At 37.0% G+C, this 23,163-nt stretch carries 22 protein-coding genes; 9 read left to right on the top strand and 13 right to left on the bottom strand.

Features of this window, described 5'->3' with window-relative positions:
• The first annotated feature begins 28 nt into the window (after positions 1-28).
• Positions 29-529, top strand: coding sequence for a hypothetical protein (locus AACT42_RS13110; protein ID WP_094182854.1), 501 nt, complete (start codon positions 29-31; stop codon positions 527-529).
• Positions 530-614: 85 nt separating this feature from the next.
• Positions 615-1,181, top strand: coding sequence for a DUF3592 domain-containing protein (locus AACT42_RS13105; protein WP_053318357.1), 567 nt, complete (start codon positions 615-617; stop codon positions 1,179-1,181).
• A 30-nt stretch (positions 1,182-1,211) separates the two neighbouring features.
• Here AACT42_RS13105 and mfd read toward each other — a convergent pair whose 3' ends face one another.
• The 7 genes from mfd to AACT42_RS13070 form a co-directional block, all read right to left on the bottom strand.
• On the bottom strand, positions 1,212-4,673 hold the full coding sequence (mfd, locus tag AACT42_RS13100) for a transcription-repair coupling factor (protein ID WP_094132939.1): 3,462 nt from the start codon (positions 4,671-4,673) through the stop codon (positions 1,212-1,214).
• 101 nt (positions 4,674-4,774) lie between these two features.
• Positions 4,775-6,013, bottom strand: a complete 1,239-nt coding sequence (locus tag AACT42_RS13095) for a DUF6638 family protein (RefSeq protein ID WP_094131984.1) — start codon at positions 6,011-6,013, stop codon at positions 4,775-4,777.
• Between the two features lie 48 nt (positions 6,014-6,061).
• Positions 6,062-7,966: an ATP-binding protein gene (locus tag AACT42_RS13090; RefSeq protein ID WP_094131985.1), complete on the bottom strand. Its 1,905-nt coding sequence runs from the start codon at positions 7,964-7,966 to the stop codon at positions 6,062-6,064.
• A 97-nt stretch (positions 7,967-8,063) separates the two neighbouring features.
• On the bottom strand, positions 8,064-9,179 hold the full coding sequence (locus AACT42_RS13085; protein ID WP_094131986.1) for a hypothetical protein: 1,116 nt from the start codon (positions 9,177-9,179) through the stop codon (positions 8,064-8,066).
• A 64-nt stretch (positions 9,180-9,243) separates the two neighbouring features.
• Positions 9,244-10,323, bottom strand: coding sequence for a hypothetical protein (locus AACT42_RS13080; RefSeq protein WP_094131987.1), 1,080 nt, complete (start codon positions 10,321-10,323; stop codon positions 9,244-9,246).
• A gap of 261 nt (positions 10,324-10,584) precedes the next feature.
• Positions 10,585-11,424, bottom strand: a complete 840-nt coding sequence (locus tag AACT42_RS13075; protein ID WP_094182853.1) for a hypothetical protein — start codon at positions 11,422-11,424, stop codon at positions 10,585-10,587.
• A gap of 88 nt (positions 11,425-11,512) precedes the next feature.
• Positions 11,513-11,785, bottom strand: a complete 273-nt coding sequence (locus tag AACT42_RS13070; protein ID WP_038129974.1) for a hypothetical protein — start codon at positions 11,783-11,785, stop codon at positions 11,513-11,515.
• A 67-nt stretch (positions 11,786-11,852) separates the two neighbouring features.
• On the opposite strand from AACT42_RS13070, the gene AACT42_RS13065 reads away from it, so the two are divergent.
• From AACT42_RS13065 to AACT42_RS13050, 4 genes are all read left to right on the top strand, one after another.
• The gene (locus AACT42_RS13065; protein WP_094182852.1) at positions 11,853-13,127 is read left to right on the top strand and encodes an RNase H family protein; all 1,275 of its coding nucleotides are present in this window, start codon (positions 11,853-11,855) and stop codon (positions 13,125-13,127) included.
• 419 nt (positions 13,128-13,546) lie between these two features.
• Positions 13,547-14,056 (top strand): DUF3592 domain-containing protein, encoded by a 510-nt coding sequence (locus AACT42_RS13060; RefSeq protein WP_094131749.1) that lies wholly within the window; start codon positions 13,547-13,549, stop codon positions 14,054-14,056.
• Between the two features lie 25 nt (positions 14,057-14,081).
• A complete protein-coding gene (locus tag AACT42_RS13055) occupies positions 14,082-15,044 on the top strand; it encodes a hypothetical protein (RefSeq protein ID WP_094131748.1) in 963 nt (320 codons plus the stop codon).
• 90 nt (positions 15,045-15,134) lie between these two features.
• Entirely contained in the window at positions 15,135-15,998 is an 864-nt protein-coding gene (locus AACT42_RS13050) for a hypothetical protein (protein WP_141194976.1), read from the top strand.
• Between the two features lie 21 nt (positions 15,999-16,019).
• Here AACT42_RS13050 and AACT42_RS13045 read toward each other — a convergent pair whose 3' ends face one another.
• Genes AACT42_RS13045 through AACT42_RS13035 form a run of 3 tightly spaced genes read right to left on the bottom strand, consistent with a single transcriptional unit; the run spans position 16,020 to position 19,597 of the window.
• Positions 16,020-16,757, bottom strand: coding sequence for an SIMPL domain-containing protein (locus AACT42_RS13045; protein ID WP_094131746.1), 738 nt, complete (start codon positions 16,755-16,757; stop codon positions 16,020-16,022).
• Entirely contained in the window at positions 16,747-17,346 is a 600-nt protein-coding gene (locus AACT42_RS13040; RefSeq protein WP_141193145.1) for a hypothetical protein, read from the bottom strand. The genes AACT42_RS13045 and AACT42_RS13040 overlap by 11 nt, the downstream gene beginning before the upstream one ends.
• A 43-nt stretch (positions 17,347-17,389) precedes the next feature.
• Positions 17,390-19,597, bottom strand: coding sequence for a LysM peptidoglycan-binding domain-containing protein (locus AACT42_RS13035; RefSeq protein ID WP_094182849.1), 2,208 nt, complete (start codon positions 19,595-19,597; stop codon positions 17,390-17,392).
• A gap of 175 nt (positions 19,598-19,772) precedes the next feature.
• On the opposite strand from AACT42_RS13035, the gene AACT42_RS13030 reads away from it, so the two are divergent.
• Both AACT42_RS13030 and AACT42_RS13025 read left to right on the top strand, forming a co-directional pair.
• Positions 19,773-20,537: a hypothetical protein gene (locus AACT42_RS13030; protein ID WP_094134099.1), complete on the top strand. Its 765-nt coding sequence runs from the start codon at positions 19,773-19,775 to the stop codon at positions 20,535-20,537.
• Between the two features lie 122 nt (positions 20,538-20,659).
• The gene (locus AACT42_RS13025; protein WP_094134100.1) at positions 20,660-20,995 is read left to right on the top strand and encodes a hypothetical protein; all 336 of its coding nucleotides are present in this window, start codon (positions 20,660-20,662) and stop codon (positions 20,993-20,995) included.
• A gap of 110 nt (positions 20,996-21,105) precedes the next feature.
• On the opposite strand, the gene AACT42_RS13020 is transcribed toward AACT42_RS13025, so the two are convergent.
• The 3 genes from AACT42_RS13020 to AACT42_RS13010 form a co-directional block, all read right to left on the bottom strand.
• Positions 21,106-21,513 carry a hypothetical protein gene (locus AACT42_RS13020; RefSeq protein ID WP_094134101.1) on the bottom strand — a complete coding sequence of 136 codons (408 nt, stop codon included), beginning with the start codon at positions 21,511-21,513 and terminating at the stop codon, positions 21,106-21,108.
• Between the two features lie 62 nt (positions 21,514-21,575).
• Entirely contained in the window at positions 21,576-21,950 is a 375-nt protein-coding gene (locus AACT42_RS13015) for an oxidative damage protection protein (protein ID WP_094134102.1), read from the bottom strand.
• A gap of 23 nt (positions 21,951-21,973) precedes the next feature.
• Entirely contained in the window at positions 21,974-22,441 is a 468-nt protein-coding gene (locus tag AACT42_RS13010; protein ID WP_217899654.1) for a DUF1064 domain-containing protein, read from the bottom strand.
• A gap of 205 nt (positions 22,442-22,646) precedes the next feature.
• On the opposite strand from AACT42_RS13010, the gene AACT42_RS13005 reads away from it, so the two are divergent.
• Entirely contained in the window at positions 22,647-23,141 is a 495-nt protein-coding gene (locus tag AACT42_RS13005) for a DUF4402 domain-containing protein (protein WP_094134103.1), read from the top strand.
• The last annotated feature ends 22 nt before the right edge of the window (positions 23,142-23,163 follow it).

The following is a 23,163-nucleotide window of genomic DNA, read 5'->3' as shown; positions in this document are numbered from 1 at the left end:
ATTCTTTAATAATAAATAAAAAGACCTCATGAATGATATGGAAGAAGTTTTCTTATACACGGTAAGACAGTTTAACGAAAAGGATGAAGAGGTTTCACTACTTGAAACAAGCTCTCCCGTTGTGGCAATTTCTGATTTTACTATAAAAACAAAAATGTATTACAAAAATGATTTAAGTCGAGAAGTCACAGTTCAGCAAATGCCTGGAACTAATCGTTCTGAAATCATAAAGATGATATCTATTGTAATTGATAAGGAGAGTGAGATTAGGGAAAGTGTGATCTATCTAGAAACTAATAAAGTTTCCACAGATAGCGAAATAACGGAAAGATTTTCGGAAGAAACAATTAAAAGATATAAATCAGAATCATATGTAATTGCCTTATCAGAAGTTGCAAGCAATTTATTGAAGCTTTCTGGTGGAAATATCGAGATCATGAAGATAATATCAGTAATTGCTAGCAAAGATCCTTCACATGAATTGTGGCGACCTAGAAAGCCTGGTAAGAAATCTCTTTCTTTAGGGTGATATAACTCTTAAATATCAGTAGATATTGTAGGCTGTTTGATTATCTGTTAGGATTTCGAAAAATTTAATAATAAAAAGAGGCACTATGTTTTTTAATATATTAATAAGTGGTGGCTTACTGGTTGTTTTCTTTAATTATTTAGATACTAAATACACTGAGATATTCACCCTCGCACCAAAAGAAGTCTTGATAGCCATGATGATTGCCATGATTCTATCTGCTGTAAATCATATTGTCAGAAGCTTTTATGTGTCTAGAGCAAAGGGGTGGCCTTCAGTAACTGGAAAAATTCTTTATGTCACACAAAAGAAAAATGCATTTTCAGAACGCTTTCAGATTGTGTATTCATATGAGGTAAATGGAGTAAGGTATCGAGGCGATCAGTTTGATTTGGCTTCAAGTTACGCAAAGTACGGGTCTCTAAGACGATACTGTAGAATGAAGAAAGAAGAATTAATGAGTAAGGCAGTGCAGGGTAGACAAGTGAAGGTGTTTTACAATCCAGAATTGTCTAGCGATTGTGTGCTGGACAACAATCCAACATTATCATTAGTGGTTAGTCAGATCCCTTCATATACAGTAATTTTCATATCGATGTATTACTTAGCAGCGCTAATTATTGATGTCTTACAACACAATGGAATTATGTAGAGGACTGCTACGGAGCAGTCCTCTAAACATTTACAGAAGTATCTGTCTTATGTACCCAACGCGATCTTTGGTGTTAGGTAACTTCTTGTTAAAATGTATCATTGCCTTTTCACCATGCACAGCAGATATTTGCATATTCTCAGGGTCTTTAACGAAGATGTTGAGGATGGAATCTCTGTCTTTCACTGAGCGAGAGAAGATAATCTTGCCACCGTCTTCATTTGCATGAATACCAACAATCTTCAGTCTCTTCGCTGCCATTTTAAGCTTAGTGATAAATATTAGGTTTCCGACCAAATATGGAGATTTACCAAATCTATCCTCCATTTCTTGGAATACATCATTTACCTCTGATACCTTTTCAGCCATAGATATTCTTCTATAGTAGTAAAGTCTTAAATTAGGATGAGGTATGTAGTTTTCAGGAATACTGTATTTAACTCCAACGTCTATATTAATAGACTCATCACCTTCTTTAAGCGATTGTAATTGGAAGTCACTCAAGCTTTCAAAATTATTACTCTTAAGGATCTCAATACATTTATTCAAGATAAAGTGATACAGAGAGTAACCCATTTTTGAAATGTGACCACTTTGGCTTTCACCAAGTATTTCACCAGCACCTCGAATCTCAAGATCGTGGTTCGCAAGCTTGTAGCCCTCACCAATCTTGGATGTTTTTTCCATAGCATTTAGTCGTTTCATACCTTCTTCAGTGATGTTGTTCCCTGAAGTAAGTAGATAAGCGTACCCTTGACGAGTAGAGCGACCAACACGACCCCTTAACTGATGCAATGCTGCCAAGCCAAAGGCGTTCGCATTTTCAATAAGGATAGTGTTTGCATTAGGAACATCGATACCGTTCTCAATGATTGTTGTAGCAATGAGCATGTCAAATTCATGCTTATAGAATGCTGACATCACTGCTTCAACTTCTAGAGCGTGCATTTTACCATGAGCAATACCTATCCTTAGATCAGGGAATAGATTTTTAAGATATTCAGCTCTAGCATATATAGAAGTTGTATTATTGTGTAAGAAAAATAACTGACCATTACGAAGCATTTCACGCTTAATGGCTTCAACAATTAACTGATCATTAAATTCAGACACAATTGTTCTGATATTCAATCTATTTGCTGGTGGCTGTCTTAAAGTACTAGTGTCCTTAATTCCACTTAGAGACATATTTAGTGTTCTAGGAATAGGTGTTGCTGTCATGGCTAGTATATTAATGCCTGAAAATCTACTACGTATATTTTCTTTATCGTTTACACCAAATCTATGCTCTTCATCTATAATAACCAACGCTAAATTATGGTAATCGATAGCTCGTTTTATGGCTTTATGAGTACCAATAATGATATGAGCCTCACCATTTTCTATCTGTTGGATAATTTCCTTTTCAATTTTCTGTGTGCCTGATGTTAGCTCTACAATATTGATTCCAAACGATTCAAACCTAGCTTTAAAGCTTCTATAGTGTTGCTGTGCAAGGATGGTTGAGGGAGCTACCAGGACAACCTGAGCACCAGCAGAGGCAACAATCATAGATGCGCGTAAAGCCACTTCAGTTTTACCAAAACCAACATCACCTGCAACTAATCTATCCATAGGTCGTGCAGAGACCAAGTCGTTTTTGATATCTTCAACTGCTTTTAGCTGATCATTCGTTGCTTGATATGGAAACTCACGACAAAAGCGGTAGTAGTCGGCTTTCGGCTCGGGTATCTGTATACCCACCATTTTTTCACGCTGAATTTGAGCTTCAATAAGGGTTAGGGCAGTGCCTTCGATATCATCGACTACTTTTGCAATCTCATCTTTCCAAGAGCTGCCTTTTTCATCTAACCTGTCAATTTTTACAGATTCAGGGTTTAGTCCATTGTATTTATTTACTAAGTGCAAATCGCTGATTTGCACAAAAGCAAGTGCCGTGTCTTGGTACTCTATTGTGAAATACTCATTACCGTCCGTTTCAAGAGATAGTTGCTTAAGACCTTTGTATTTACCGATACCGTAATGTGTATGTACAACTAAATCATCGATTTCAAGATCTTTAATAAATTGGTGATTGTTATCCTCATCAACTACCTCTGATTCATCCTCTATCTTAGCCTGTATAGGCATACCAAAGATTTCTTTTTCGGTAACAACTAGGATTTTATGAGTATTATCGAAGTAGCCTGTGTTTACATTAGAGTAAACAATCACTGCTTTTTCAGGAGCGTTTTTTGCCTCATCCCACTTTTTAGCAAAGAGGGATTTCATTCTTAGTAGTCTGGATATTGCTACTATTTGGTCGCTACGAGCCTCAGAGTGAAGCACAAAAACGACCTTTTCAGCCTTTTTCACATAAGGAGAAAGCATAGACATGATATCACTCAAGCTATGCTTTTTGCTAAAACCTGTATTCTCAGTATCGTATACTGTATCAAAACCTTTTTTATCTTCAGAAAGAAAGATGCTGTTTGTTCTAGAAATACAGTCAATTAGGCTCTCTGAATTTAGCCATACCTTTTGTGGCGGCGGGATTTTTCGCTTCTTATCATCCTTTAACTCTTCATATCTCTCTTTAGCTGTTGAAATAACTTGAGAGTAATGAGAGCTAAATCCACTAGTTAGAAATACATTAAACTGCCTTTCAGACAGTTTTTCCATTAGTGTTGTGTGCTGATCATATAAATAAGTGTAGAACTCAATCCCTTCAGGAGTTTCACCTGCTGAAATTTGTGAGTAGGTTACATCACCTGTTGCTGATGAAAATTCTTTCCTGAAGTTTTTGCGAAATAGGATGCTTGATGGTTTATCAAGCGGAACCTCTCTTGCTTGAAAAATTTGGATAGACTCAAGTGTAGCAATGCTCTTTTGAGTAATGCTATCGAAAGTCTTGATAGAGGTAATGTGATCACTGTCTGAAACTGCAATACGTGCAGGTTTATCATGTGATAGGGGGTAGATATCAAGAATGTTATTGATAACCGTGAATTCACCTGGTTTGGTAACTTCAAGATTCGCTTTCTCGTAACCTACAGCAATCAGTTTTTCTTCAACTTGTTGAATTGATACTTGTTCATTAACTTTTAAATTAATCTGAGTATTTATCCAGTAGTCGAAATCCATTATGTACTGGGTAGCTGCCGCAGCAGTGGTAACAACAAGACGTTTGTCACCATTCATACTCGCAAGTTTGTTGAACGCAGAAATTCTTAATGCGGAAACTGACGCGTTCGGTGATTCTGTATCATATGGAAGAACTTCAATCTCTGGAATGTGTATGATTTGGTCTTCATTGACAGCAGAGAAGAATCTCAACTGAGACAAAATCTCAGAAGCTTCATTGTTATCCTTACAAACAATGATTGAGCTTTTTACTAAATCACTAAATATTTCGGAAATTGCTAATGATACAGATGAGCCGCAGAGACCCCCGATTCCCTTTTTACAAACATTTTGAATGTTTTTTAGTTCGGAGCACCCAGTGTTACTCATCGTTAAACCTCAGATAATAGACCAGCATATAATTTAAAAAATATTATGTTTGATGTCAATGATCTGAGGTTTTTTATTTGTAAATTAAAGAGATGCGCCGATTAAACTTTTAAGCAGGAAAGCACATATGCTTTCTTTGCATCAGGCCATTTCGCAAATCTTTCTTTGAATGCATCCAAGTTATATTGAAACAACTTATTGTAAGAGTAATTCATGTAATTAGACATTAAGTGGTTGATTAGGTAGCTACCTTCCTCACCCTCAAGCAAAGTACCATTAACTTTGTGAGTATACAGAATGTACTTACTAGTTACTTTGATTCGCTCTGATCTTGTAAGCTTCGAAATGATTCGACTGATCTCATGAAACTCAACAGGTAAGTCATCAGGATTATCCCTAACCATTTGGTTGATTAGATATGAATCAACGCTTTCATGGTTAACGCCCTGGCTACTAGCAAGGTGGTCAATGACGATACGATCACGGATTTTACTAAGATGCTCTTTCACTTCTTGCAATTCAGAACCATTTCTATCAACAAGAATTCTACTTTTTAGAAGAATTTCAATAACCTTGTCAATTTCTTGGAAGTTGATGCACTTAATGCCTTTAGGCACTTGGTCGTGAGGAAACTTCTTCTCATCCATAAAGATGACGTATTTATCACCATTCGTCAGATAGATTCGATAAAATCCACCGTAGTGATTTGTAAATACTGAAGTCTTCTTATACTGATTCTTTTTAGGGATATAGCAATCGTAAGAAATACTTGGTGTCTTACGACACAACGAAGCAAGGTCTTCAAGCTTATTTTCCGAAAGAAATTCAATACTATCAGAGTTTCTCAGTTCTGATACTTTACCCGCGATTTCTTGGTTGGTTTTTATAATTTTTTTCGGTGTATCACAAACAATTGATAGTTCGTGGATATTTAAGATGTCACTTAAACACTCAACGCGAATAACATTATTTTCGATTTCACCAAACACACTATCCAAAGCAGTTAACGCCATGATTTCATTTTTATTGTCGTTAATAAACTTTTTGATAACGAATGGGGTAGATGAGAAAGATAAGCTAATAGAACGCAAGTTAGCCTGACGAACATCAATGATGATGAACTGGCGGTTTACACCATTAGGGTTCAAAAAGCTGCTATCTTCCATCTCAGCAGCAATCTCAGGGCTGTAGCCGCAAATATCGATGTGGAACTCGGTTAGAGTAGAGCGCTTGCCTGTAAGCGCTGCTAGAGCGTTATTGTAGCGCTCTACCATATGGGGTTTATTAACTAACAGTAACTGACTGTTAATCATGCTTTCAAGTTGCTTAGTGTAATTCATAAAATATTCTCATTACTAAAGCGGGTGACTGGCACCCGCTAATAAGACTTACTGATTGTTCTCTGCTTCTCGTTCTTTTTGAAGAAGCAAGGTGGCTTTTTCATTCAGACGGGCTTGACGAACTCTTTCATTAACTTCTTCATTATCGCTCTTGTTCTTAGAGCGGAATTCAGAGTCCATGTAAGCATTAAATTCTTGAAGAATTAGTGAAATTTCAAGTTTCTTCACGTATGACTTGATCATTTCCAGCTTTTCTTCGTAAGACTTGTCGATAAACACTGAGCGTTCTTCGAACCATTCATCAGGAAGGTCTGCATCTGAAGCACGACCAAGCGCAGATGATGAAATGTTAGCTACTGATCGACCAGAGAAGTCTGGGTATACTGAAAGTACGTTATCACAGTAAATCGCTACATCTTCAAAGCTTTCAAATTCATGACCAAGCTGCTTGACGGTAGCTTCGTAAACTTCAAGGAGTTGTGGCTCTTGAGGTTTATTGTGCTGCTCATAGCTTTCTTGAACTGCTGTTTGAATTTCTTGAGTGCTTAGTGGCTCATTATCGCCATATGGGATCTCTGTTTTGTTCTTCGATAGAATGTAAAACAGGTCAGCAAAATCCTCTTTGGTCTTAGGGCCGTCAATCAAGAAGCGTGTAATTGCACGTTGGCGAAGTGCTGGATCCATATTTTCAGCATGGTTAGTAAACATGCCAAAGATGCAGTTACCACGAACAATTGTTTTAGCGCCAGCAAAAGACTCCATAAGAACTGCTGTCACTTCTTGCTGACCAGCAGAAGATTTACTATCACCACGCTTACCTGCAATCTGGTCGATATCATCAATCGTACCAAAGCCTAGACAGTAGGGATTCATAACACTGTTGATGAATGCTTTAGCATTCTGAGCAGATTTACCCTGATACTCACTGATATTGTCAGTACTGAAGTTTTCGTAGTAGTACGGTAGACCTAGTCGCTCACAGTAATCAGATAGTAAAGTTGAGGTCATCTGGATCAATGTTGTCTTACCAGTACCAGGCTTACCGTCACCAAGAATAGTGAATGGGAAACCACCAATCTCAACAAACGGGTTCATTTCACGCTCAAAGTCGTAACAAAGAAGTTTCTTAACGATTTTCAAGCAGTGTTGCTTTGCAATAGCGTTACCAACAACCTCATGCGGCTCAACACGTTTCATTTGAATTTTTTTAGTTGCGTTCTTGGAGATTTTATCAAAACCGTGAACTTCAAACTTATCTTTTTCAATAAAGAAAGTGTTGCTCTCATAGGCAGATAAGTGTTTTAAGCCTTCAACGTGACGCTGATTGTTTGAAATTACTTTTTCAAAGTAATCAACAACAACGTTGATTAGGACTTCATCCGACTTAGCCTGGTTCTTAACGTTTTCGTTCAAGCCATTAAGCATTGAGTATAGAGCGTTAAGATTTGAGCTTACATCAATGGTGTAAGTTTGCGCTTCAATATTTGAAGTTGTAGTGTGAGCACCTAGAGCATGAACAATGTAAGATGCAATTACATGAGTACCGATAATCGTGAGAGTTTTGCTCATCTCAGAACGGCGCGTCTTCTCTTCATCAGTTAAGTATTGATTGCGCTTAATCTTTTCTTCTAGATCTGAAAGACCTGAGAAGTTTGTGTATTGTTCATTGATAGCCGTTGATACAGACAGTGCGCGGCGTAATGCATGAATTACTTTGTGCTGAGATTCAGACGCAAGGGCATCATTTGGAGTCACATTCAAGATTGACTTGTTTAGTTCAACAAGAGTGTTGTTTGAAAGTGATGATGTCATTGAAAAAGAAGAGGCACTCGAATCACTCGCACTATCTTTGTTAGAGTAGTTGAATCGATTAATCAGATTCATCGCGGTAGTGTAGTGTTTCTCGATATCCTTCTCATCTATCTTGATTAGGTTTTTATTTGATTCTGTCATCTTTTACTCGTTAATTCATTTATTGATTAATTATTTTAATAACCAAGACTTTTTATATTGGTTATTAATACGGTAATCTACATTAAATATCAGGTGTTTACAACCTAATTAATTCACCATCATCGCCAACCACAAACTTTCTTTCACTTAATAAAGCTTTTTGGTCAGAATCTGCAAGAGCTTGGTATGCGCGGTAAGGGATAATCATACAAACAGCATAATTTGAAATACCGTTATCTACGCAAACAGCATCATGTCTTGGAATGTCGTAAATTTGAACTTCTTGTTTTGAAGATAAAATTCCTCGACTTTTAATTTCCGAACCTTTTGATAATAAGGTTTCAACTTTCCATTGGAATAACCAGTTATCATCAGTGTCAGCTACTTTTTTAAGCACATTTTCAATAATGTCATTATGCTCTGTGATACCACTACAGTAAATTGGACCCAGAGAGACACGCTTCAATTCAACAGGATGAAGGTCGTCAAATTCGCCATCAATGGTTTTAGCAATCTGTAGAAGTTTGTAAGCTGAGATTGTGTTGTCCTTAATAACTTGCTTTAGGCGATCAGTATGCTGATCAACGAAATCTTCAACTTCGAAATCTCTTCGGCTTACTTCAGCCTTCATGATGTAGATGGTTGGGATGCCTCTATCATGGTCGAAATTAGCCCAAGTCATAAGAATGGTTGGTCGCCCTGTCTTTTCGTTGCTTTCAATTAAACCCCAAGAAGGTTCGTTGTAAGGCAAGAAGACATCATTAGACTCAACCCAATCCAAGTACAATCTGTATGACAGGTTCTTTTGCAAAGCATAAGGAGCTTCTTTCTTAGTCATGACATGTGAAAGAATTTTCTCTTTTAATTGCTCAGCAGAAGGGTAGTTTGCTTGTTCTTTTTCAATATTCTTTTTGATGGAATCTAGAAAAATGAATTCTTTCCTGGTCGGGAAGCCGCTACCGTCTGTCTGGATTGTAAGTCTTTCAACGCTTTCATCGCGTTCATCGCCGTTAAAGTAGTACTTAAGAGATAGAGCGTTAACCGAACGATAGAAAAGATTAATGTAATGATCTACACCTAATCCATCAGGAAGTTTTGAGCTGCTTCTGAATAAGTTTTCTACTTTTGGTAATACGTGGTTTAGGACATTGAAGTAATGGCGTGTACGTTCATTACATTCAACTTGAGTCCCTTTATTAATTAAATCAGACATTTGATAAACCTTTGAAAACAAATGCCTGATTTAACAGGCATTTGGAAAAGTAGAAACTTTACAATTAGTTGTAATTTGCAGCTTTGTGGTCATCAAGAACTTTACCAAAGCGCTCATAGAACTCTTTGTCAGCAGCTTGTTTCTTACGCAAAATCTCAGTACTGTTAGCCATGTGACCTTTATGAGATTCAAGAGTCTCAGCCATGCGGCGGTTAGTCGCAGCACCAATAGCAGCCATGCCTTCTTGAGTTTTGTTATCCACTGCTGCACCAATATCATTGATTGCGTGAGCAATCATTTGCTGGTCAGCAGTTTTTAGTGAGTGCTCGAATTGATCGTAAATTACTGTACGGTGCTCAGTATCAGTGGTCAGTTTTTCAATTAGAACAATCTGGTTGTTTAGCTGGTTGCTTAAAGAGTCAATCGCAGTTTTATGCATTGAGATGTACTTTTCAAGTGACTGACCTTTTGAAGTAAGTTTCTGAATTTCATTATTTGCATCATTCAGTTCAATCTTAGCTTTAGAAACTTTTGCTTCAAATTCGGCGCGAGTAGTTTGATCAGCAGCTTCACGCATTTGAAGTTCAAGCTCAGTAAGGGCAGGGGCAAGAACGTCTCGAATATTCTTCTCTGCTTCTTCACGCTTAGCAACCACTTCAACGAAAGTTTTCTGCGCATTTTCAAGGGTGGCTAAGCCAATTTCACGTTTTTCACGTAGAATATCGCGTTGACCTTCTAGGATGTGCTTAATTCGGTTTGATTGGTTGATCAGCTCGTTGAGGTTGTCCGAAATATCATTTGTTTTGATACGTTCAGCTCGCATTTCACGCGCTTTTTTCTTAAAGAAAACACCAACAATCTTTTCAGATAGTTTTTCTTCTTGAAGACTAGAAAGTTGAGCGCCAACCTCATTGGTTTGATTATCAAGACCGTGGATCAGGTTTACAATGTCTGCGTTCATTGAATCGCCAAACTTTGACACTTGGCTCAGAGATGCGTTTTCAACATCAATCATAGAGTCAATTGCTACTTGATCAGCGCCCTCGATAATTTGCTCAACAACTTTTGCTGTGTTTTCAGCATTACGAGCAGTTTCTATAACGCTTTTGGTTTCAGCTTCTAACTTATCAAGATTCGTTAACATTCGTTAATTCCTTCGCTTTTATTGATTGATTTAGATTTATTCTAAAATTTCATTTTATATTACGTATAAAAAACATTCTGTCAACAGCAAAAGCCTTTATTTTTAAGCGTGTTGAGTTTTTATCTGTGATACAAAATAATTCTTTGAGCGGATTGTATACGCAAGAAAGCGACAAGTGCAACGATTTTTTTGAAAAATTTAAGGTGCTGTGAAAAAAGGGGAATTTTACGGTCTACTGGGAAGCGCAGTAGACCTTAATAGCTATGGCTTTATTTTTCTATAGACAGAAATACTAGGTAGGAACGGTTCAGGTTCAATGGTTGAGTCGGATCGCGTAGAAACGTTTCTGTTTTTCATGGATGGAGCGAATGAAACCTTAAAATCACCTGTCGAACGCACAAATATGGGCATTTTAGTTTTAATGGTAAGTGGGGCTGTAACATCGTCAAAAAAAATGTTCGCCTTTATTGTTGGGGCGTTAGTTCTCACTTGAACAAGTGGGATTGAAGACGGGTGTTGGTATAGCTTCTCTAGCTGAATCTTGATATGTGGTGGCTTAGATTTGTTTAAAGCTATAAGATCAGCTTCTGCTTTCTCTTTGTCATACTTAACGATGGATTTACCTCGCTTGTAATGTGAATAGGCGACACTCTTCACATTACCATCAACACTGTAAATATGACGATATACTTGCTTTATGTGGATGCGGTTCAAACCCAGCCTTGAAAGCCTGGCATGAATTGCACCTGATTTACAAAGAGTAACAAGAAAATTGTCCATCTCAAGCTTGGATATTTCATTAAGCGAGTTATATAGCTGGTGGAATTCAACCTTCTTTTTATTCAAAAGGTTTAAGAACTGAATAGTTTGGCGATTGGCTAAAACGATTCCAACATGACATGATGTGAAACGAGCATCTCCTTCACCTGAGTGCCAATAATCATTGAGAGCAGAAGTCAAAAACCCGATACCAGAATTGTGGTTTTCAAATTCAGGCAATATCACAGATTCTTCATCAACCGACTTGACGACAAGATCTGAAAGAAAAAGAATGTCAGTGAAACACTTCTTGAATCTAATCGATAACTCAGAAAAGCTCATGGTATCCATCCCTCTGATAATAATAGTTAATTATTGCAGGGGGGTTGACATAAGGCAATATTTTTTCTTTAATTCTTGTGTTAAATAATTAAACTTCGTATCGCTCTTTGATCTTAACAGACTCAAACATGAGTTGCTGGTCATCGATGAGAGAGCTGATAAAAAAGTAACCTTTACTTTTTAATATTGATAAATATGGAGCAGGAAGAAAATCTAAAAGAATTCCACTCTCACCAATAACAAGACAGACTGATCCATCATGATAAAATGCTGAAATAGGTTTGTTTTTTGCGAGTTCAGAAGGTAGTCCGATTATCAGATCGCCTTCCTGAGATAGTACATATTCTAGTTGATAGTTCATATTATTTATTTCTTATAGTTATGATATAATCGAAGTATAAAACAAACAACAAAGAGAAAAAAGCATAATGAAAAAAGAACATAAAGTTCCTGCATCTGAAGTAATGCAGAATTACAGGGACTCACAAAAAGGAATTAATCATACAATTGAAGTTCACAGGAAATCGATTCCATATGCTACAGAAAATATAACCATTTATACTGATGGTTCTGCTAAAGGCAATGTTCTTAGTTCTGACCAAAAGGGGTTTTGTGGTTGGGCATGGATGGCAGAACGAGCTGGTGGTGAGCAGGGCATGAGATTTGGCTACCGAGATAATGCTGACAACATTGAAGCCGAATTACACGCTATCTTGAACGCTGTCGCTGCTGTTGAAGTACCCTCAAGAATTTTAATTATTACTGATTCTCAAGATTCCATGTATTACTTAAATTCAATGGATGAAATACTTGATGCAACTGGCGAAGAACAGTATGAAAGAACAGGTTTAACTGAATTTGGAATTTCAAGAGAGCTTATTGATGAGCATATTAATGTTTTGTCAAAAATCAGAGAGACATTACAATCCAACCAAATGATTGAATCATTAAAAGCTCAATGGGTACGTTCTCATGTTTTAGATGAATATAGAGGGAAAAAGATCTACATTGATGTTGAAGCAGAGCATCATCGAGAGCTTGTTAACCATTTAATAGGTAATTCGGAATGTGACCATTGGGCTAGTAAAGGGACAGATAAAGCCATTGAGAATGCTATAAGCTACACTCTTCTGAAAAACTCTGAAGGGAAGCATCATACTTATGATACAAGCATTGGCAACCCAGAAAAAATTATTAAGAAGAACTTTTCAGGCTCGTTCCATTCAAGAAGTTACGCTATCGACTACATGATCAAAAGGGGGCTTAAAAAATTCAACTTGGATAAGGTTGATGAGATTATTGGTAGTGGTAGTTTAGATAGACTTAATAAAGCCAATGAAATTTGGAAGAAAGCCAGATCAGTATCGAAGGGTATAGATTACAATCCGCAAGATATGGACTTACGAAATCAAGAGAAGCTATTACTAAAGGAGTATCGTTCTGTATTGGGTTTGAAAACAACGAAATCTGTCTTGCTGGAAGGAAGAAAAACACCGAGAATGCTAGCTTCAGTTCTACAGTGGAATGAGAATGTAGAGCTTGTTACTAAGGAAGTAGCTCAGTCGAATAGCGCGTCTGAAAAATTTTCTAATCGGTTCGGCGCGTTTAACGCTGTTTCTTTATCCAAAGTAAATGTTGACGTAATAAAGCAAAAACTGGAAAATACCTCTGAAAATGAAAGAGAACCAGGCTTTATCAGGTAAACGGAATATAAATAAATGAATATTTGGCTGCTTTTATGGGTAGCCTTTTTAATTTTAGCATTCTTTTTTAATTACTATAAGATTCATAAACTCCATACGATCAAGTCAAGTTATGGGAATGCTATAAAGGGAAAGGTTATCCACTTAGATATAGAAAAGAACGAAATAGTTGTAGAGACAAAATTTAAAGGCAAACGCATTCATGTGTCACTAGCATTCAAATACGGCAAGCTATCAAGCTCAAAGTATGAAATTGAAAAGGTGATTGCAAGCGAGAGCAAGTTTAGACAGGTCTACATTAATAGAAGTGACTTAAGACTGTCCTCTTTAACTGACCCAAGGAATGTAATTCCTTTTAGATATTATGGATACTGCACAATCATATTTTGTGTGTTCATTTTTACTTTATGGGTGCTTGTATGAATGTTTTGATTGGGATTTTTGCGCTTCTTCTGTTTGTCTTTCTAGTTAATGACATTAGAGAAAAGCTCATCGACATGAGAGATGTTGTTGGAGACTACCAAAATCAGTCTAAAAAATTAATAAATTGGTCTAAGAAAAGAGCTGTCATCACAGATGTTCTTATGAATGCGCATTTGATGGAAAATGACGATGCTAATCTAGAAAGATTGGTTTTAACTGAAAACATTAGAATTGATTATGAGTATTTTACTTCAAACGGCAAGACATCTTCGATGTCAGTTACCAACTTTCCTTTGTCTTCCGTTTATGAGCGATTAGTTAAGTTAAAGATAGGTTCTGATGTGCCAGTATGGGTAAATCCAAATAATGAAAATGAATCTTACCTTATCATTCCAAATAATGATGATTTTTCAGACTTTAAAGGTAAACTCATATCAGAAATGCTTCCTCAAATAGCTATTGCTCAATTAATGTTGTTTTTGCTATTGTACCTGATAATTAAATAAACAAAATGAATAAGGTTTGACCCATATGAAAGCCGTAATAGTAAGTTTAGTGTCGATTATCATCTTAATCGGTATTGGGTTAGGTGTAACACATGTTATAAACCCTGACTTAATTGAAGCAACAATGAATAAGTTTAATAAGACAAAAGTCCTTACCATACATGACGCGTACAAAGACCCGTCAGATGCATCAACACTGGAAGAGGAACTTTATGTTCATTATGATGGAGCGGTCGTCCCTCTCTTTTTCAGCGAGTCTGATCTTAGCAGGCTACATTCTCTTGATAAAATCACGTTCGGTAACTCTGACTTAACTGAAGTAGAAGGTAAACTTAAAGAGGCACTTAATGCATACCCACCAAAACCTTATCTTCTCGCGTCAAATTCAGAAGGCAAGAATCGGTGTTTTATGACTGCTCTAGATGACAGAGACTCATCTTCTAAAGCACCATTTTACTACCAGTCTTCAAAGTGCAAAATTGGATTTGAAAACTTTAAAGTACTAATCGAGCCAATTATTCCAAGAGAAGAAGTGCTTGATGCTGCTTACAAATACAAGGAGTTCTACAACCAGAAACAAGATGTAGAGCAAATTGCAGATGAAACCCTATATGAGTATTACTTCAATGTATACGCGGGTATTGACGCCTCTCTGCAAGCAATGAGAAAGGGTGAAGGTCTAACTGATATTGTTCATTACCTAGATCAGAAAGAGAAAAATGTTGATGCACCAGCTTATATGGTGAGTGACTTTGACAGACCTTTCACTATGAGATTAATCAGAGAGGTGCAGGCTGGAAACATTCCGCTAGAAATTGACACTCTTACTGCTTTTAAAATCACTTATGAATCTCTGAAGGGTAGTGTGCCTCATTACATTGTATTGTCAGCAATCATGAACCAAAAAGAAATCGAAGACAGAGGCAACTTTGCTAGGGAAACAGTGCTTCAGTCTGATGAATTTAAAACAATTAAAAGCATCAACTAACAAAACCCGCTTTGCGGGTTTTTTATTGACTTTAAGCGTCATTTTGGGTATAAGAGAAAATATACTTTATTCGAGATGACAGGTGTTAAGATGTTTAGATTCATATTGGGTTCTCGAATATACTCGCTGTCAGCAGTAGTACTAGCATTCGTCATATTGGCTCATGTTAATGAGCTTTTTAAGACGACAAATTTCGAAGAAGCCTATCCAAGAGGTGCTCGCGCAGAAGTTGCGGAAGCATACAATGTATTGGGTGGTAAAATAATCCCTGTAATCAAGGTTGGTCTTAACGACAATGCTTACCTAAAAGAACTGGACAGCAAGTTTATTAATGATTTACCTATTTCTATTGCAGAAGATGTAACATGGAAGTTTAAGAAGATATCTGATCATGGAGCTTCCGCTGCTAGTTTAAATTTTAAAGGTGGCAGATACAGATATTGCTTCATAGTTTCAAAGTCTGAAGCGGAGTTAAAGGATAGATTCACATATCTACATGAATTGGGGCATTGCTTCAATTTTATACGTGATAACCAAGATATTCCTTCTGAATACTATGAGAGTGAAAGTGCTTATTCTGACGCTCTGCTTTCTTACTTTCCTGAAGATAGATGGGAAAAACTAGAGTCTCCAGTAAACGCGTTAGTCGAGAAGTCTATACGCATACACAAAATGGAAGTGTTTTCAGATGTGTTTTCACTTTATCATCAGCATGTGCTTGATAAAAAAGACTTCGCAACAGCAGTAGATGAGATATTAAAATTCAGATCTACGATGAAGAATGAGATGTCTGTGATTTACGACTCTTCATATGCGATAAAATATGCAAAAACTCATCCAGTGAAGCCTGGTGAGCGTTTCATAGATTTTTATGATCGAATAATGAAGGGGAGCAAGCCAGATAGACTTACTCCCAAAGATTTCATGGTGTCAGTTTACCAAAAATTACAGTAAGCCCCGAGAGGGGCTTATTTGTTAGAAGTACTTCTTATCTAGGTAGGACGTTCCATCTGCTTGATAAACAACTTCTACGGTGTCTCTGAATGTAATCGTTGAGTTTGAATAGGAGTTGGACTTAGCTTCTGAACTCATAGCGAAATTAGCTTTAAGGTTCATAGGCTGATATTGCGGTGAATTGCTTTGGTATTCTACGCGATATGCTTTATATCTTGAGAAGCCGAAGTTATCTGAAATAGTCTTGGCTTTGTTAAGTGCTGATTTAAAAGCTAACTGTCGCGCTTCATCACGGTACTTATCTTCATCAGCAACTTTTAGCACCATTGAAGATAACCCGTTCATTCCTGAATTCACTCCAACAGATATAATTCCGTTTAACTTTTCTAAGTCATCTGTTTTCAAAAGAACATTTCGAACAGACTCGTAGCTTTCTAAAACCCTCTCACCTTTATCTGGATAGCTGTATATTGGATTAATACGAATGTTCGCGCTTTCAATTGAGATAGTTTCATCAATATCCTTCACATCATTCATAAACTTATTAACCGCCAAGTCTACTTTTATTTTTGCTTGTTCAGGTGTTTTAGCTATGTACTTGGCTGTCATTGTGATCTCAGCCTGGTCAGGCACTGCATGAACAACACCTTCACCTGAAGTTATAAAGTGAGGAAAATCGTAATTTGAGTTATCTGCAAATGCAGTTGAAACAGCACTCATGCTGATCAGTAGAGCTAAACATGATTTTTTAACGTTCATTTTTTCTTTTTTCCAAAAAATTATTTAGGTCTTTTATAAATTCATTTACCATACATAGATCTTTAAAGTCAATTTCATTCACGATCTTTTCGGGTATTTCATAATTTCCACATTGGTTAGTCTTAATGAAATCCAGCTTTTTCATGAAGCCAAAAGAAGACTCTGAATCCAAGATTGTGAAATCATTCCATTCATCATCCGAGACAGTCAGCACCATTATGGACACTTCCAAAAGATGTATCTTTACTATGTCTGGGATATTAGATTTTAAAAGCTCATAGCCAACACTTCCAAGTTTCGATGCCACTTCAATAGTCATATGATATTTTTGATTCATAGCGCCTTTGAAGTTCACGGACAAGTAATATTTGATTCCATTATCACCATCCTCAATCGACAGTCTTGACTTCCTATCTACAAAAACCTCATCTTTCGCTGAATAGTCAAAAAGCGGGATCATTAGTGCATTTATTAATGGCTTAAGACCAGAATTAAAATTTCCTAATCTGATATCTAAAATTCTTTGTTGAATTTTATTGCACATAAAAAATGTCTTACTATTTAAAAGTCTTTTTATTTCTTTATTCATTTTATTCACATTAAAAAAGGGCGGATAATCCACCCTAACTTTACTATATCGTATAACCTTTGTCATTGGCTTTACTTGCCATTTCAAGGGCTTTCTTCTTGATGTCTTCTGCTGAGATTCCTTTATTAATTTGAACCGCTTCAGAAGGGGTTTGTTGGTAAACCTCAACATTCGGTGAATCAACGCCATTAATGTGCGCTTGAATCTGATCCATAGTAGGGAATGTTACATTCGCAGAGAAATACTCTTTGTTTTGAAGTCTATCAAGTTCAGGGTTCATATCCTTAACAACATCCATGAACACATTTGTATCTAGCAGCTCTGGAACACCGTCAGGGTAAGCAGCATTCAATACATGCATTCTGATGTTATTGTGATTAACACCTGAAATGGTCGTTTCTGTAACCGATGGGTTCAAGGCGTTGTAGTCAATAGGAGGGATTTCTAGCAATCCGTCTTGAGCTAACAATGAGCCAATGTCTGAGTTGCCTCCAAGCGTTTGGAAGCCAAATAAACCTTCAGACAAGTCTTTGTCTGGATTTGCCTCTTTTACCATATCAACAAATGCATCGGTATCGATAAAGTCAGGAGCACCATATTTACCGAAAGTGGTGTTGATAATAGCATCGCTAACATCAGGTACTGTATAAACCATATCACCAAGGATAACTTCATCACCAGGACTTAGGTTCGTGATGTCTAGCCCTTCATTCATTTTTTGAATGGCTTCAATAGTCTGACCAGAACCATATGACTGATTGATCATCTCTATATTGTAGAATGATTGAATGCTTGTGACACCACCAGCGCTAATGTCCGCAACTGCTGTAGCACTAGCTGCTGCTGATTGTGGCTCTATCAACCAATCCGCTTGCACCTTACCCAATGAATCAAGAGCATATTTGTCAAAGTTCGTCGGAACCTCAATGACTTGCCCTGGCATAATTTTGTTAGGATCGTTAAGACCAAAGTCATTTACAATCGCAACGATTTGCTGTTCGGTAGGGTAGGAACCCGTAGCATCGAAATAGGCTTGCTTAGCAATGGTCATTGCTTTGTCACCACTCTGAACAACATGTTCAGTCACTTGTGGCGTTACTACTTCGGTTGTTACGCCGTCACCAGCTCCATCAGCTTTTACTTCAACACCATTTGCGCCTGCACCATCTGTTGGAGCACCATCTGTAGGCGTACCATCTGCACCACCAAGAGCATTTTCAAAGCTGTCTTTCAGACCAACCGCATCTAATGGACCGTCTAGCGCTTGCCCAACTAAATCAGAAACTTGACCATCGGTTACAAGGTCTGCAACAGAGCCTACACCAACAACTACGCCAACAATCATTGCAGCTTTAACAAAGCGACTATTCTTCAGACCGCCAAGGAAACCACCAGCTTTTTCAGCAATCTCTTTTGCAGGAGTGATATCGATACCGCGTTTAGCAAATTCACCTTCAACTTTATCGGTAAAGTTTTTGAAAATCCCTTTTACAGTTTCATTCTGCATAGCCATGCCTGCAAACTTGATACCCTGCATAATAAGTGGAACAGTACCGCCAGAGCTAACAGCTAAAGCCAGACCCATTGCATTCATAGCATACTGAGTATTCTTGTTACCCAAGAATCCCATGATCGCGTCTTTATTGACTTTAAGGGCATCAATAAACTGGCGACCTTGTGCAATGTTAGCCATGCCTTTGCCGTTATGTTCAAAAACCATTTCATTGAAGAAAAGTTTTTGCACTTTTAGAGATTCAATACTCTCTTTATCGAATTGAGCGATTTCGTCTTGAGTAAAGCCAGCACTTTCAAGGTTTTTCTTGATGTGGGAATCACGGATCTTGGCAAGATTTTTATCCACCTCTTTACGGATTGAGGCGAACTCTTCATCTTCTTCAATGATATTGTATTTAACAAGTGATTTCACAAACTTGTCATTACCGAAATCATCTTCTTCGTCAGCAAGAGATTTATCAACATGTTTAGCAATCAACTTGCTGTAAAGCTCTTCATTCTCAGGTTTTTGAATTTCTTTTAGGTACAGAGCACTCTTGTAAAATTGAGGAAGATCTTTAAACTCTTCGATCATATCATCAGAGAATGTAGCGCCATTTGCTTCAGCAAAAGTAAGAGGCTGCTCTTCAGGTTGAGCAGGAATAGGTGCAACTTCTGGTTGCTCTTGTTTAGGAGCAATCGGCTGTTCAGCTTGTTCTACCAGCTCTTCAATTTTGGATTTTTGATTGTCGCTCATGCGAGATGCCTTTTTTATTTTTTATTCAGTTAATAAAATTATATCAACATAAAAATAGAAATAAAAGATATAAATAATTGAGAAACCCAAAATTATAAACCAATTTTGTTGTTTTTATGATTCCACTTATAGCACCATGTTAGTATAATGCATAAAAAACAAAAAAGGATTAAATATGAAAAAGGTAACAACTGAAACTGATACCAATTTAAGCACCAATTCTAATAAAGAATTCTACTCTGAAGATGATTCCAAACTGTTCTCAGATGCGCCAGCTCCCGTAGAGCAACCAAAAGAGGAAGTTGTAGAACACAATAGCAATGGCAATGGCAAGATTGAAGTTAACGTCAGTATTGATGAAGACTTAAGGAAGCTAAGTTTTTGGTCATACATGAAGTCGATGCACAGCCATCCAATAAAAACACTGCAAGAAGGAGTGTTTCATAAACTTACTTTTGGTATCTATCACATGCTGATAGGGGCTTTTGTCGTAGGTCTAGCCGTAACTATAAATGCTGATTTCAAAGTAGGTGTGCATTCCTGGGAAACCATTCCTTCTTCAATTGTTCTATGTGCTATCGTTGCATTGGTTCCATTTGGTGTGTCTTTATTTAATAACTTTTTTATTGGCTCATTCATTTTCATTTTTGCGAAGACTCTTAGCGTTCATTACGATAATGGCGATTATCAAAAAATGCTCGGGTATCTTTTCCCTGCAACTGCACTTATTTCATCACCATTAACGCTTATTATGATGTTAAATATAGATTGGTCTGGCATTGAAATGCAGTTTGCTATTGCAAGCAGTATCATTTCAATGATCCCTGCGATAATTTCTTACAGCGCATTGAAAAGCATAGGCAAGAAAAGCACTCTCGTTTACATCGTTCTCGCATTTTGGGTTGTAGTTTGCTACTTCGTAATGAAGTATGCATTCTAAAATGCATGATCATGAAGAACAAATAAGCTCATAACGAGCAGGTTAATCACCATAACCTAGAAATCCGCACAGAAGTCAAAAAATTAGACTAACGTGCGGTTTTTAGATTATTCAACTAAATTATGGAAACAAAAATATTTAAAGATAAATATCCTGAGTTACTAGTTTCTCATTGTATAAAAATGAAAACAGGTCAAACAATCAAGATTTGTGAGAAGAAAAGTCATAGTAGCATATGGAGACATGAGCTTGAAGACAGCGCGTACTTTTTTAATGAATATTTATATCAAATTCCAAAAAGTCTTTTAGATATAAACATTGATGAGAAACCGCACCCAATAGATAGAGAGCTTGTATTAATTGATAAGAGATTAATAGAAAAATTACTTATCGTTCATAAATACACAAGCTCAAAAAACTTAGAGGAATCGGTTTTGGAAATTGATGTTAGCATGTAAGCGAACATTTTTCATTTTTTCATTAGGCATGATAACTATTGTGGTTCATTAGTACGAAGTGTGTATAGAGCCACATTCTTTGAAGTGTTTAAATTCCACACCTTTACTTCTTACAAAAACTCAAAAAGTGCTTTAACGGTCTTTTCTGGTTCCCATTGAGACTCCCAAAACTTTCTTCCTTTAAAGTGCTTGACTCGCTCTTTGTGTATGAGTCCATGTCTCTTCTGATATTCGAATTCATAAATCGTGTCTTTTTGTGGCTCCAATACGTGAAGTTGACCCTTATCATGAAATACAAATCGGTAATCTGGATGAACTGCATGAAACTTAACTTTCCATTTCTTTTCACTGTTGATTGCAATATCGGCATGAGGTTCCATTTCAGAAATGAACACCAGTTCTCTGCCTTTATACTTTATGGTTTTTACATAGTTTTCAGCTTCGAAAGGATTGCTCTTTCTCGACTGATGCCTTTCAAAAAAAGAATATTCTTCATTGGATAAGGCTTTCAGTTCCATAACGAACCTATCGATATATTAAAAAGTAAGCCCTATTAATGGTAATAGGGCTGTAATTAATTTTATGCTTCGTAGAACATGTCTTCTGGTTCGAGCTTTTTATCATCCGATTCATCTAGTAAACCGCGCTCTTTCGCAATGGCTAATAGATCATCTGGCAACTCAACATCTTGTTTAACTAATTTATTTAATAGTTCTTTCTCAATCTCATTGCTTTCAAGGAATTCGCTTAGTGATTCCATCACATGAGCAATGGCTCCATCTTCCATCAAGTTTAGACCTTGGTCGTTGATGATAATGGTTTGGCACATTTGCCATAAACGCCATCCTTTAGCGCTTAATTTTTGGTAAACCTTTTCACCTAACTCACCCTTAACTGGTGGTTTAGGAAGAGCCTCAAGCTCTTTACCGTACTTTGCACATAAAATAGTTTTCATTATTAAACCTTTTATTTGTAATGTTATTTTAATTTCTTTTGGTTGTGATAATACTCGAAAATGTCAATACCGTAAATGGCTTTCATCATTTTTTTCTTTAGATTGTACTCTTTCGTTCTAAAGCCTTTTACGTCCTCAACAACTTCCTCACCATCCTTCGTATAAACGAAATCCGCATAATATTTACAGATAAGAATCCCATTTACCTCTAGAGAGTAGGCGACTTGAAGCCTTAAGTTCTGAATCTCTCCAACCCGCTCCAGAACTTTTAAATCCCTATATCTTGCACCCTCATGTCCAGAATCAAACGTAACCCCGTCAATCTCTACCTTCTTGGCACGATACTTACTGTTTTTGGGTTTTTCTTTCTGATCTGGTTTAGGGGATGTTTTTATGCGAGCTTTAGATAGCCCACCCATAGCATGAAAGTCTTTCAGGGAAACCCTCTCACCAGATCTCAGTTCACTGATTTTTTTGTTAGTAGATGTCATAGCATTAATACCTGAAGGATATTTAATTTATTATATTTGAAAATGAGTACTGCATTAAATTTAATCATAAAAAACCTTGCATTGAATAAGAATATTCTTACAATATGAGGGGTGAAGCAACCACTTTGTGATATGCTTTCCAAAATCAATTATAATAAAAAAGAAATAAATAATATCAAATAAACAATAATAAAGGTAGCACGCTATGAAGAACTTTAAAAAAATCGCATTATCCGTTGCATTAACATCAATGTTTGCAGGGTTTGTCGCAACAGCCCATGCAAATGCAGATGAATCATTTGACGCAACTTTAAGTCTTTTGGCTCCAATTGATCTGACAGAAGTTAAAGGTTTGGATTTCGAACCAACTCTTGCGAATCAAAACGTGAATTTAGTGACCGCACCAACTTCTGTTGATGCAGCAGTATTTACTGCTCGTGGTACTGCAAACTGGGAAGTTAAAGGTCAAGTTGTTGAATCATCCATTGCGATGACTACTGGTGATGGTTCAGATGATACCAAGAAAATCACAGTAGATACATTCACATACGGTGGTAGCATGGACGCAAGTGGTAATGCACAGTTCAGTAGCTCTGGTGACTTATCTAACCTTAGGGTAGGTGGTACGGCACACGTACAAGCTAACGATATCGCTGGCGAGTACCGTGGTACAGCAACATTCCGCCTAACTTATCTGTAATAGATAATCTCCGAAGAAAACG

Source organism: Vibrio sp. V15_P4S5T153, assembly GCF_963874485.1.
Taxonomy (GTDB): Bacteria; Pseudomonadota; Gammaproteobacteria; order Enterobacterales; family Vibrionaceae; genus Vibrio; species Vibrio anguillarum.
The sequence above is the reverse complement of the archived record's forward strand: the minus strand, read 5'-3'. Positions and strand labels throughout refer to the sequence as shown.